This window comes from Paraburkholderia bengalensis, assembly GCF_037126505.1.
GTDB lineage: Bacteria > Pseudomonadota > Gammaproteobacteria > Burkholderiales > Burkholderiaceae > Paraburkholderia > Paraburkholderia bengalensis.
On the sequence record NZ_JACFYJ010000091.1, the window covers coordinates 21228 to 33822 of the forward strand.

Genomic DNA, 12595 nt, shown 5'->3' on the forward strand with positions numbered 1-12595 from the left:
ATAAAGCGTCAACTGCAGGCGAGTGACAAGTGCGGCGTGGCGAGGATCCCTAGCCCGCGGGCGTAGCATCGCCAGCCGGCTTTCCGCTGCATCCAGCCCCCCCCGTCAGCAGCTCGCATTCGGCAAGAAGGCTCTCGATCGAGAAGATCAGGTCTTCATTGCGATTCCATGTTTCATCCGTCAACATGGCTCGGCCGCGGCGGAGATACCCTATCGCCGATATGTAGGCCGTTGATGACTTAGCGCGTCTGCCTGCAATCAGGTTCAGGTGTGCAATCCGTTCATGCTCCGCTATCGACGCGGCTAGCGACGCCCCACGGTTCAACTGATTGACGATCTCAAAGATGCGTTCTTCGATCGCGGCTGGCGACGTATGATCTGCCATCAGCATACCGATTCTAAAATGTGCCTTCGACCGCTGACTCTCCGGAATAGTGGAATATGCGGCCTCCTGAACCCTGTCGTGCAAAAAACGGTACGATTCGTCGGACCTCAGGATAAGCCCGCTTTGAACAGCCGGCCATAGCTGGCGATGCATTTCATTGACCGAGTCCCCGGGCACAAGCCGCAGTGTCGCGAAGTCGACGCGGTTACCAATGCATGCCAGCTGCTGCAGCGCTACCCTTGTCTCGGGTGCTAGATGGTTGAGCTTATCGACCATCAAGTCCGCGACATTGTCGGTATATCCCTTCGCGCGAATTCGCTCAAGATCCCAACTCCATTGGGGTCTCCGGTGATCTAGAAAAAGCAGGCCCTCGTCGGCCAGAGCATAAATGAACTGGATTGCGAAGAAGGGATTGCCATTCGTCTTTTCTTCAAGCAGTCGCGCTAAAGGAGCAACGCATTGCCGATCGCAACGTAGAGTATCGGCCAGCAGCAACTCGAGATCGGGGCGGCTCAACGGCCGGAGGACAATCTCATGGACAGCCGATCCTGACTGCTGGATTGCTGCGACCTTGCCCTTCAGCGGATGCGTCGGTGAGACTTCGTTGTCGCGATAGGCGCCTATCAATAGCAGATGTTTAACATCAGGCTGCGTGAGCAGGTCTTCAATCAGATCCAGGGTGGCCGCGTCGATCCATTGCAGGTCGTCGAGGAAAAGAGCTAGAGGATGGTCTCGGGTGAAAACGTTGACGAGCCGCCGGATCACGCGGCGAAAGCGTAATTGCGCATCTTGCGGCGGCAGCGGAGGGACAGGAGATCGCTCACCAATAATCAGCTTCAGGTCCGGGACGAGATCGACGACCAGCTGTCCGTCGGCGCCCAGTTCCTCTCCGATCGCCTGGCGCCAGTGACTAATCTCTGCCGCACTTTTGGTGAGAATCAAACGAACCAGGCCCCCTAGAGCTTGCGCCAGAGTCGCAAAGGGAATGTCCGTCTTGTATCGATCAAACTTCCCGGATGCGAAAAGACCTCGTGACGGAACGAGCGGTTTGTGAAGCTCGTTGACAACGGCAGATTTGCCGACCCCCGAATATCCTGACACAAGGACGAGCTCTGGATGGCCGCCTGCGGCGACCCGGTCAAAGCACGCTATCAACGACTCGACTACATCTTCCCGACCATAAAGCTTTTCGGGGACCAATAATTGGTCGGGCATGTCGCGCTCGCCCAGCGGAAAGTCATCGACGCGTCCTTCTGCCAGCCACTGAGTCAGACATCGCCGAATATCACGCTCCACGGCCGCAGCAGTCTGGTAGCGCGCTTCCGGCGTTTTGGCGAGCAGTTTCATAACGATGGACGACACGACAGACGGAACATGCGGTTTCCGTTCTTGCGGCGGGAGGGGCTGTCGCGCGATGTGGCAGTGCACCCACTCCATCGGATCCGAAGCTGTAAACGGCAGATCGGTTGTCAATAGCTCGTACAGTGTCACGCCTAGCGAGTACAGGTCGCTGCGAGCATCGACCGAGCGATTCATGCGCCCCGTCTGTTCCGGGGACATGTAAGGAAGTGTCCCTGCGACGATTTCAGCAGATACGGGAGCAAGTCTCTCTCGCGGCAGTCGGGACGCGATACCAAACCCCATCAGCCATGCTCGCCCCGAGCGATCGACGAGCACGTTGGCCGGCTTGATATCTCGATGGATAAGCCCATGCCGGTGCGCCTCGCCCAGCGCCGCAGCGAGGCCGGCTGCGATCCGCAGGCATTGGGCCAGGTCGAGCGGCTCATCGCTATGCGCAGCGATAATCCTATCCAGCGGCTCCCCGCCTGGATCCTGAAGAACCAGGGTCGGCCGCCCGGCATATCGTGTCAGCTCCAGGGGAACAGCCGCCCAGGCCGAATCAAGTTCCGACGCGAGCGACCATTCGTACTCCAGCCGGCGCACACCTTGTGAAGTCGACCGGTGGGCCGCCGCGAGCGCGATGACCGGCGCCAGTGTGCCGATGTTCTTACCGCGGTAAAGCATCAGGCCCGCCTCCTCGCGAAGAGGCTTCAGCATGTAACCGGAATCCTCTGTCATTCGAGTGCACGCCCTTCAGGCTGGTTTCGGCTGAGTCGATGATTGTGTTAAAGCAACGAAACGCGACATGATCATGGTCTGTGCGCCTCTTATGCCCCAAGTACACGGTCGTGACCGGAGCAGTCGGCAATGCGATGAACGGGTCAGAAACGGCTTGCTACGCAGGCCGCGCGTCCTTCGGGACAAAAAGGACAAGCGCTCCGCCGATAAGCATCGCGATGGCAATCCCGTAGAGACCTGTAAGCGAGCTATTCGTAGCCATGCTGGCAGCGCCGAACGCATATTGAGTTGCATAACCTGCAGATGCCGCCACCGTGTTGAGCAGTCCGATTCCTACGGCTGCAGCGTCGCTCCTAAGATAACTTGTCGCGTAGGCCCAAAACACGCCGACACACGAAAGAATACCGGTGTACGCCAGTGACAAAGCAGCTATCGCGACGAAAAAATTGACGTTTTTCTGAGTAGCAACCAGCAGGGAAAGAGCGCTCACGGCTGCGGCAATCGCATAGTGCCATCGACGCTCGTGGAACCGGTCTGACGAAAATCCCCAGACGATCATCCCCACACTTGCGCAGACAGATGGAATCGCAGCAATCAAACCGTTCCGAGTGAGCGACTGTATGCCCAGATCCCGCAGTATCTGGGGGAGCCAGTAAGCGAAACCGGAGACAGCCGCACCACCGATGGTCTCGACGGTAGCGAGGATAAGGAACGTCTTGGAATTGAGCACGTGACGCGCGGCTGATCGGGTGCGCCCGGCACACTTCGCCCGGACGTCCGACTCCAATGCCAATGCGACCCGTTCCTTCTCGGGCGCAGTCAGCCACCTGGTAGTTTGCGGCGTGTCCTGGATTAAAAAGTGCGCAATAAAACCTACGATTATTGAAGGGATGCCCTCTAACAGAAACATCCATTGCCAGCCTTTTAATCCATAGACATGATGCATGCTGTCAAGCAGATAACCCGACAGCGGTGCGCACAAGATACCGGCGACAGGAACGGCAGCAAGGAAAATGGCAAGCATCCTCGCGCGCAACGCAGCCGGAAACCAGTAGGTCAGGTAAAGGTAGACACCCGGGGCAAGCCCTCCTTCGGCGAGGCCCAGCAGGAACCTGAGCACATAGAATTGCGTCGGCGTAGAAATGAACATCATTAGCGACGACACAGTTCCCCAGGTCACCATTATCCGGGAGATCGTTGCGCGTGCTCCCATTTTCGCCAACAGCAGGTTGCTCGGAATGCCGGCCAGCATATAGCCAAAGAAAAATATACCGGCGCCCCTCCCGTACATGACATCGGTCAGACCGAGCTCTGTCGAGAACTGGAGTTTCGCGAAACCTATATTGACACGGTCCATATAGGCAAGCACAAACACCACGAACAAAAGCGGCATAAGCCGCCAGCCTATTCTCTTAAAGACCGAATGTGGTTGTCCCGTGTTGTTTGAGGATGGCGCCTTTGAGCGCACAGGCTGCGGACATATGTTCACGAGCCACCTCCTTCGTGGCGTTGTGTGACAGACATCGTGTTCCGGGGATGACAATTCACCGGATTTCTATTACAAACTGTTCTACTCTACCGCTATTTCGAGTCGATGGCATCGCAAGGTCTGTCCCGCGCGGAGGCATACGATCCAGCCCTCTTTGCTGTGCTGTAGAGGAGGTGAGAGCTACTTGAAAAGTTCCTGGCTCGTCGCGGTTTCGACGATGACGGCGTCGGCCGTAGCGATGGCTCAAAGCACCGTCACGCTTTACGGAGTGATCGATGAAAGCCTCCTGGTCAGTACCAACAGCAACGGGGGCCGGGTGCTTCGTCTAAGCGACAACGGCATACGCGGAAACCGGATCGGATTGATAGGAACAGAGGATCTAAGCGACGGAAAGGCGGCGATCTTTCGCCTCGAAAACGGATTTAACGCGACAACCGGCTCAATGGGCCAAGGAGGGCGACTTTTTGGAAGTCAGGCTTTGGTCGGGGTCACAGGCAACTCTGGCACGGTGCTAGCGGGAAGGCAAATCAACACCGATGCGTCCCTTATTGCTGTGAATTTCGCGGCTGCGACACAGTGGGCAGGCGTTCTGGCGGCACACCCGGGGGACGTGGACAATCTGTACGATACATTCAGGGTTCCGGGCGCTCTCAAATACATCGCGCCTACCATTGGCGGTTTCGATTTTCAAGCGCTCTACGCCCCGGGGCGTCGCGGGCAACGGGCCCCGCGCCCAGGTTGCGTCTGCCGCCGTTAGTTACTCCCTTGGACAGATAGCGATCGGCGCAAGCTACAGCAGCGCCCAGACACCAAATCTTGGCCTGGCCGCCGGAACCGCAAATGCCAACACTGTCACCGTTCCGCCAGGCGCAAACTATACGTCGCCTGTCGACAGCGGATTCTCGTCCGCCCACGCCTATCAGGTTCTCTCGTTGGGTGCCTCTTACAGTGCCGGTTCCGTAACGCTGGGCGTGCTATACACGAACACCCGGTTTCGGGGTCTAGGCGATCCGAGCGCCGGCCCCAATCCTTTAGAGTACACGGGGGATGCCAATTTCCATAATGTTGAACTGAATGGCAGATACTCCATTTCGCCAGCGCTTTCGGTCGGAGCCTCATACAACGTTACGACCAGAAACAGCGTTTCCACCCTCCACCGACCAGAAGGACTGGGTCCCGCACGATACCTGCAGGCCGTGGTAGGCATCCGATACATATTGCAAAAAACCGTCTTCGTCTACCTTGAGGCAATGATGCAGCACGCGTCGGGTGTCGACTCCACCGGGCGGAGCGCGGTAGCGGCGAATGCAGCCCTTGGCGCGTCATCGAGCGCACAGCAAAGCGCAATGCGAGCGGGCCTGAATGTTAGTTTCTAGGAGCACGAGCATTCGATCTAATTTTCGTACGGTTGCAAGATTTTTGCGATCAGTGCAAGCAGGCGCTCATCGTCCACCGGCTTCGAAAAGAAACCGGCAGCACCGCCGTCGCTCGCTCGATCTGAAATAGCTGCTGTCGGGTATGCGGTAATAAAGATCACTGGAATGGGACACTCCCACTGTCTGATTGCGCGGAGCAGCGCAAACCCATCCAGATCTGGCATCTGGACATCTGTTATTACCAGTGTCAACCTTGACCGATGAGTATCGTCGATTAGTTCTTTCGCTGACGAATAGATCGCGACTTGCCAATCAGCCGAGCGAAGCACGCTCGAGAGGCCCATCCGGATAGACTCGTCGTCGTCGACCACGCCAATCACAGCGGAAGAGCGCTTTGATTTCATCTGGACTCCGGACGCTGTGCGGATTCAGACAACCAAACTTAGCGTACGTTACAGTCCGGGGCGGGTAAGGACAATAACACCTTAGAATGATGCGCAAAGTACTCCACTTTACTTGCCCCGAGACCCATTACAGTTACAGTGTGGGCACTAGCCGGACCCTTCCTCCAACACTGGCCCCAATTTTTTCACGAGCTCAGCCACGGATCGGGCATGTAGCTTGTGCATCGCTCTTCCACGATGTATCTTGACCGTCACCTCGCTCAGGCCGAGTCGATCCGCAATCACCTTGTTCAGCAGACCATCCATGACGAGGCGAATTACTTCCTGCTCTCGCCTCGTTAGCGCCTCGTAGTCCTTGCGAATGTCGGCGGCGGCTTTTTGTTTGCGAAGGGCCTCTTCGTCTTTAACGAGGGCCGCCGTAACAGTATCGATCAGCGTCTGCTCTTTGTACGGCTTGGTCATAAAGTCGAAGGCACCGGCTTTCATGGCTTTTGTCGCCATTTCGATATCCCCGTAGCCGGTGAGAAACACGATTGGAAAGCGGATTCGCTTCCTGAACGACTCCTGCTGCAATGCCAGCCCGCTGGCTCCCCGCAGACGGATATCCAAAATCAGACAGCTTGGCACCTCCGGCAAAGGCGCGGCCAAGAATTCGTCAGCCGATTCAAACGCGTTGACCTGAAGTCCAACTGACCTGAAAAGCGAACTCAGCCCGCCCCTGACCGATGGGTCATCGTCAATCACATACACGAGCGGGCGCAGTGCGGACCCTGTCCCTGGTCGGACTGCATCTTCTTTCATGACTGATCCACCGTCGGAACGTGACTCGCAGGAGGTGCTGCGACGCGCTTCTAATATACCAAGCGGTGGAGACCAAAGACAACGTAGGTCCACTTGCTCTGCACGCGCATCCAGTTGGACTCGGCAGACGCGGATCGCAGGGATCAGTCGGCAGGCGCCTGAGCCGTCCGTGGCGGTCATCCACTGCCCAGCGCGCGAGCCCAAGGGTTTTTATGTATGACGTCGCGCCGCGCTGCAGCGTCCTGCACCGGAATGGCAATTTGACCAAGCACATATTCGCGGTTCTTTCGGCTGCCGTGTGACGGCGCGTCCGGTCGTAGCCGGGCACGGCCTTTAAGCGTGCCCGGCCAGTCGAGCGCGGGCTTTGCTCGCGCTCAACGCAGGCAAGCGCTGGCCTGTGACGCCGGAACCCGGAGAATGACTTCTGAGTCCAGTGACAGAGACATCGAACGGCTCCCCGTCCGGCGCTTCAGGTCTTTCGAGTAAAGAGCGTGTTACTTGGCAGCCGCCGGAAAATCCGCGCCGATACTGGTCTCACGCCATTTTTCGATATCGGCCAGTGTGGCCTGCAGGCGCTTCGTTACCGCATCGACCCCGAACGCCCCCAAAACCAGATGACGAGGTGCCTTCTCACCCGATTCGGTGATACGGATCATCGCTTGCGCGGCGCGTGCCGGATCGCCCGGCTGTTGGCCGCTGTATCCCACCGTCATCTGCAAGCGCTTCCCGGCCGTCTCTGCGTAGTCACTGATGCGAACCGGGGTCTGTCTAAGCGAGCGTCCTGCCCAGTCCGTACGAAAGGCTCCCGGTTCGACGCACGTAACCTGTATCCCGAGTGGCTCCGTTTCGAGCGCGAGCGAGTCGGACCAACCTTCGACAGCGTGCTTGGTCGCGACATAGTAGCCTGCGCCAGCGAATCCCATCAGGCCACCTACTGACGTAATGTTGATCACATGGCCCTTGCGCCGCGCACGCATCCCCGGCAGTACAGCGCGCGTTACCGCAAAAAGGCCGAAGACGTTCGCTTCGAACTGAGCCCGAATCTCGCTCTCGACCCCTTCTTCGACTGACGACTGGTACCCATACCCCGCATTGTTCACGAGCACGTCGACGACTCCAAACCGCTGATGCGCCGCTTCGACAGCGCTCTGGATCTGAGCTGCATTAGTCACGTCAAGCGATATCCGCAGCAGGCGACTGTCGGCATCGCTACCCGGGGCCGCCAGATTCTCTAGCGTTGCAACATTGCGCGCCGTCGCAACGCAGCGCCAGCCACGCGCCAGAACCGCTCCCGCGAGTTCCCTACCGAAACCTGTTGAGCAACCAGTGATGAACCAGACAGGCACTTCAGATGTAATCATGCAAGCCTCTTTGATATCGATATGGACAAGATCAGCGTGAAATCGCTGAGGCGGTGATAGTAGCGATTCACTGCAAATATTGCAGATGGATTACCGGCGCCGCCGGCATGAATGATGTTAATGATGCAGATAGATGTGCGGTTCTGGCGAACTAATCTCCTGTTCCTCACCACTGGTTTAAGCACGATTTCCCGAGAAAAATTGAACAGAGCACGTTGGATATGCGTGACGGTCAATACAAGCTCTGCTCGTCACATTTTGTCCATGTCGACATCAATAGCAAAAAGCGTTGCCGATTCGTCAACAACGCGAGACAAAAATGGACTGCTGTGACCGCCGTGAGTCCATTGAAGCCCGAGCTTGCCGCACGCTCGTCCTCCTGGGCGGCGACTAATGTAATGAACGCCCCCACCGACCAGGTGGGTGACGGGAAGTGGCGGACCCTCGCGGGCCGACGGTATCAAAGTGCCCAAATGGAAGATCATTGAGGTCTTCACATGCTAACGGGAGGTCAGAAATGAAATATACGACGGTCGGGTTGGATATCGCGAAGAACGTCTTCCATCTTCACTGGGTGGACGCCGGCACAGTGAGATGGTGAACAGACAGTTGAAGCGGGCTGCATTCCTCGAGCATTTCGCGAATCGCGAACCATGTCTTATCGGCATGGAGGCATGCGGCGGCTCGCAGCACTGGGCGCGACGATTGATGGAGACGGGTCATCAGGTCAAGCTAATGCCAGCGAAGTTCGTCGAGACATTCAATATCGGTAACAAGATGTCTCGCCCTCACTAAACAGTATATAAACAAGAACAACAAGCCAGCGACAAAACGCAAATGGCATCAGGCAAAGGACAATTCTCGCCAGTTACTCACCCCTCTGGCGCATGAATTGCCTTTAGAACCGCATCGGTGAATCTGGGATCGCCCACTCGGACGTCTGCGGACAACCGCGCGGTAACTTCTTGCAGTATCCAACCGTTACCGTCAGGATCATTGAACGAAGCGTACGAAGCATAACTTTTACGAAGCGGATTCAATCCGTTTTCGACGCTCTCTCCGTTCGCATGATGGAATACGCCGCCCATATCATGGAATGGCTCGCTTATCGCAATTCCCCGTCGAAGCAGTTCATTGCGCGCTGCCTCGATGTCGGATACGACAAGATGAAAGGCCTGCGAAGAGCCTGGCGCCGCCGTCGTCATGTTTTTACCGAACATGATTGAGCATCTCGACCCGGTGGCGTGAACTGGATCGCCCGGTAGTCGTCCGCTTCACTGTAGTCGAGATCTAGTTGCCAACCCAACTTGATATAAAAAAGCGTGCCGCGATCAACGTCCGTGACAGGAATGACGACGATCTCAAGCTTCATATCGAAAGTGAGGAAGTCCGCGATATCAGCGGCGCGCGGGTCTTTCGTCGATGCGTTGTCCATAGTTGACGTCCCGTAGGCTTCGCGTTGCTGAGGCGTCGAATGCATGAAAGCACCATAGGAGAAAACGCAGCGCAAAAGTATAAGAAGATCACGACACAATACTTTTCATTGATGACAGATGGAACATGTCGGCGTTGTCGGCCGTGCTAACGCACATGCATCGCGCCCAGGAGCAGGATCTATAAAGATCGGCAGATTTTCTGCCCGCTCACCGATGGTCAAGTATTCCACCCGCACGTGCGGCCGCCGCTGCTGCCCCTCCTGTTCCCCGACCCTCGCAGCGCCTAGTCCATGAGCGCCCCCGTCGCCCCTCGCGCCTGCCGTCGCGGCGAGACGGTGGAGATGTATTGACAAGGAGATTGACAAGCCGCCCATCCGCGAGTCGTGCCTCGGTTTCTTCCCGTCGTACATCGATGCCGAGTCGCACCGCGCGCCACATCGGCAAGTCGTCCTATGACACAGGTTCGCCGATATGGTACCGCTCTGCACAAAGCTGCAGAATCCTTACCACAAGGCCAACCGCATCGACGATGCTGTTTCCATGGAACGTCGCAGACAGGTTGCGCAAATCGGCCGACCCGCCAATGGGCTCCATGTAATGACTGCGATCCGGGGAGATCCAGATACATCCTGTCCATGAATGGTAATGCGCAGCCAGAAATTATGGGGAGCTTGCATTGCAACAATGGATTATGTGCATTGTCGCAAGAATTTTATGTTCTGCGGCTCTGACAGCGGAGGCGAGCGTGCGGCCGCAATGTATTCGCTCATCGAAAGCTGCAAACTCAATGACATCGATCCACGCACGTATCCGAGCCACGTGCTTACGCATATCGCAGACCGGAGATCGTGGGCGACGGGAACACGAAAACCAGTTTCATGCTTCACCACGAAATAGTACGGAGCTTGAATTACGGTCAGAAATCCTTGCCAATCTCGCGTTGAGAAGCGAACGTAAGGCAAGGGTGCAGATCGTGGGTTCTTTCGATTCGTTCAATAAACTATGACGTCGCGTGCCGGTCTGCAAGTCGAAATCATACGAAAGTATGCCCTGCCCATGCGATGGTGTGCTTCGCGTCACGCGATCGCACAATGGCGTGTCGCATAGTGCGTCGCTACGCTCTTTTCATATCACCATGCGCGGCATGATTCCTTTCATCTCACCATGTGCAGTACATTGGCGTCGCCAGAAGCATGCGCATTTGTCGCCTGCCTGAGACATGATGATTCGGATCGCTTCATTCACAATTGCGCTGCATGGTTAATCAGGATGTTGTCGTGAGGTCCCTCGTTGGCGTTCTTGCCGTCGCTACGATGTGTTCTGTCTCAGCAGGTGTGATTGCGCAGCAGGGTGACCATCCCGATCCGCGGGCAGCAACAACAAACCGTCGCTAATCCCGGTGATTCGAGTTACGGTGGAGGGCCGGGGGGGAACAGGTTCGGGCGAGTCACCGCATGCACGCGGGCCCTTTCCGCATGACGGCGCTAGCACTTCACGCGGCGACAACTGCGTCGGCCCCGTGAGCTATTGCAATCTGTACTTCGGTAGCTGATTACGTTGAGGAGTTGCTATGCGAGACGATCATCGTCCATCGTATCGACCGCGTCGTCGTTTTCTGGAATCAGCGACCATGACCGTCATGATGGGCGCGTTGGGAAGGGTTGCATTTGCAGAGGCGGGCGCTCCCGACATACAGGTTGTACAACGCGGCACGGGCGACGCGACGGCGATCCGCCCGCTTCGGGTGCATGCATCCGAAGCACAGCTGGCCGATTTGCGAAGACGGATCACGGCGAGTAAATGGCCCGAGCGCGAAACGGTAATAGACGCATCGCAGGGCGTGCAGCTTGCAACGATGCAGATCGTCGCACGCTACTGGGCGAGGGAATATGATTGGCGCAAGATCGAAGCGCGGCTGAATGCGCTGCCGCAATTCGTGACCGAGATCGATGGGCTCGATATTCACTTTATTCACGTCCGTTCAAAGCAACCCAAAGCGTTGCCGATTATCGTGACGCACGGCTGGCCCGGTTCAATCATCGAGCAACTGAAGATTATCGATCCGCTGACGAACCCGCTCGCGCATGGTGCGAGTGCATCCGATGCGTTCGATGTCGTGATCCCATCGTTGCCGGGTTACGGATTTTCCGGCAAGCCTTCGGCGACCGGCTGGGACCCTGCACGCATTGCCAGAGCGTGGATCGTACTGATGCAACGCCTCGGATACACGCAATACGCGGCACAAGGGGGCGATTGGGGAAATGCCGTGACGGAACAGATGGCACTTCTCGCACCGCCGGGGCTTGTTGGCATTCACACCAATATGCCTGCCACGGTGCCTGAGGACATTGCGAATTTGCTCAAGTACGGCCAGCCCGCGCCGGCTGGACTGTCGGCCGACGAAAAGCATGCGTTCGACCAACTCGACGTCTTCTACAAGCACGGTCTGGGCTACGCTCAGGAAATGGCGAACCGTCCGCAGACGCTTTATGGAATCTGCGATTCCCCCATCGGCTTGGCCGCATGGATGCTCGATCACGACGCTGCCAGCCAAGCACTGATCGCTCGCGTTTTCAGCGGTCAGCCAGAAGGTTTGTCGCAGGATGACGTCCTGGATAACGTCACGCTGTACTGGCTAACAAATACAGGCATTTCTTCGGGCCGCCTCTACTGGGAGAACAAGCTCGACTTCTTTGCTCCGAAGCATGTGGCTATACCCGTCGCGGTGAGCGTATTTCCAGACGAGATATACGCAGCGCCAAAAAGTTGGACCGAGAAAGCATACCGCAACCTGACTCACTACAACCGCTTACCGAAGGGCGGACATTTCGCGGCATGGGAACAGCCTGAACAGTTTACCGATGAGATTCGCGCGAGCTTCAGATCACTACGCTGAGCGAATTTCCCGGATTGGCCGCATCCTTGTCTGACCGCGCTGCATTTGGCGGATACCGTGCCGGAATTGTTCGCGAGTAAAAAAACGCGGATTGAGATCAAAGGCTTCTGACCAAGCTCACACGCGACCCTGCCGTACAACCTCGCCAGCAGACGGGTAATGCCACATCCTGTAGCACACGTCTATTGCGCTCATATACGCAGGTGCATGAGAATCTTTTCTCGGTTTATGAATTAAGCGAAGGCAGTTGGATGATGAACAAGAAACTGTTCATTCCGTTGATCTCACTGGGTTCTCTCACGGGACCTACGATTTCGTATGCGCAATCCAGCGTTTCTCTCTATGGGAGACTCGACTCGGGTTTGAGC

Annotated in this window: 8 protein-coding genes and 3 pseudogenes; 4 read left to right on the forward strand and 7 right to left on the reverse strand. The window is 56.8% G+C overall.

Annotated elements, in window-relative coordinates:
• Positions 1-49: 49 nt before the first annotated feature.
• Both H3V53_RS34395 and H3V53_RS34400 read right to left on the reverse strand, forming a co-directional pair.
• Positions 50-2443, reverse strand: coding sequence for an ATP-binding protein (locus H3V53_RS34395; RefSeq protein WP_336601626.1), 2394 nt, complete (start codon positions 2441-2443; stop codon positions 50-52).
• A 178-nt stretch (positions 2444-2621) separates the two neighbouring features.
• Positions 2622-3953: an MFS transporter gene (locus H3V53_RS34400; RefSeq protein WP_336601627.1), complete on the reverse strand. Its 1332-nt coding sequence runs from the start codon at positions 3951-3953 to the stop codon at positions 2622-2624.
• A 238-nt stretch (positions 3954-4191) separates the two neighbouring features.
• Between H3V53_RS34400 and H3V53_RS43835 the strand changes: the two are divergent.
• Positions 4192-5329 (forward strand): annotated as a pseudogene (locus tag H3V53_RS43835) (porin).
• A 17-nt stretch (positions 5330-5346) separates the two neighbouring features.
• On the opposite strand, the gene H3V53_RS34410 reads toward H3V53_RS43835, so the two are convergent.
• From H3V53_RS34410 to H3V53_RS34420, 3 genes are all read right to left on the reverse strand, one after another.
• A complete protein-coding gene (locus H3V53_RS34410) occupies positions 5347-5733 on the reverse strand; it encodes a response regulator (RefSeq protein ID WP_082426935.1) in 387 nt (128 codons plus the stop codon).
• A 147-nt stretch (positions 5734-5880) separates the two neighbouring features.
• The gene (locus tag H3V53_RS34415; protein WP_336601629.1) at positions 5881-6534 is read right to left on the reverse strand and encodes a response regulator transcription factor; all 654 of its coding nucleotides are present in this window, start codon (positions 6532-6534) and stop codon (positions 5881-5883) included.
• Between the two features lie 494 nt (positions 6535-7028).
• Entirely contained in the window at positions 7029-7895 is an 867-nt protein-coding gene (locus H3V53_RS34420; protein ID WP_336601630.1) for an oxidoreductase, read from the reverse strand.
• A gap of 517 nt (positions 7896-8412) precedes the next feature.
• On the opposite strand from H3V53_RS34420, the pseudogene H3V53_RS34425 reads away from it, so the two are divergent.
• Positions 8413-8672 (forward strand): annotated as a pseudogene (locus tag H3V53_RS34425) (IS110 family transposase); the annotation flags it as partial.
• A 95-nt stretch (positions 8673-8767) separates the two neighbouring features.
• Here the strand turns inward: H3V53_RS34425 and H3V53_RS34430 are convergent.
• Positions 8768-9115 (reverse strand): VOC family protein, encoded by a 348-nt coding sequence (locus H3V53_RS34430; RefSeq protein ID WP_336601631.1) that lies wholly within the window; start codon positions 9113-9115, stop codon positions 8768-8770.
• A complete protein-coding gene (locus H3V53_RS34435) occupies positions 9097-9330 on the reverse strand; it encodes a VOC family protein (protein ID WP_336601632.1) in 234 nt (77 codons plus the stop codon). The genes H3V53_RS34430 and H3V53_RS34435 overlap by 19 nt, the downstream gene beginning before the upstream one ends.
• Positions 9331-10033: 703 nt before the next feature.
• Here H3V53_RS34435 and H3V53_RS34440 point away from each other — a divergent pair.
• Both H3V53_RS34440 and H3V53_RS34445 read left to right on the forward strand, forming a co-directional pair.
• Positions 10034-10228 (forward strand): annotated as a pseudogene (locus H3V53_RS34440) (transposase domain-containing protein); the annotation flags it as partial.
• A 673-nt stretch (positions 10229-10901) separates the two neighbouring features.
• A complete protein-coding gene (locus H3V53_RS34445; protein ID WP_336601633.1) occupies positions 10902-12227 on the forward strand; it encodes an epoxide hydrolase family protein in 1326 nt (441 codons plus the stop codon).
• The last annotated feature ends 368 nt before the right edge of the window (positions 12228-12595 follow it).

Coding starts and splice junctions, on each gene's coding strand:
- H3V53_RS34445 (WP_336601633.1), top strand. CDS start 10,902: ATGCGAGACGATCATCGTCCATCGTATCGACCGCGTCGTCGTTTTCTG.
- H3V53_RS34420 (WP_336601630.1), bottom strand. CDS start 7,895: ATGATTACATCTGAAGTGCCTGTCTGGTTCATCACTGGTTGCTCAACA.
- H3V53_RS34410 (WP_082426935.1), bottom strand. CDS start 5,733: ATGAAATCAAAGCGCTCTTCCGCTGTGATTGGCGTGGTCGACGACGAC.
- H3V53_RS34430 (WP_336601631.1), bottom strand. CDS start 9,115: ATGTTCGGTAAAAACATGACGACGGCGGCGCCAGGCTCTTCGCAGGCC.
- H3V53_RS34415 (WP_336601629.1), bottom strand. CDS start 6,534: ATGAAAGAAGATGCAGTCCGACCAGGGACAGGGTCCGCACTGCGCCCG.
- H3V53_RS34435 (WP_336601632.1), bottom strand. CDS start 9,330: ATGGACAACGCATCGACGAAAGACCCGCGCGCCGCTGATATCGCGGAC.
- H3V53_RS34395 (WP_336601626.1), bottom strand. CDS start 2,443: ATGCTGAAGCCTCTTCGCGAGGAGGCGGGCCTGATGCTTTACCGCGGT.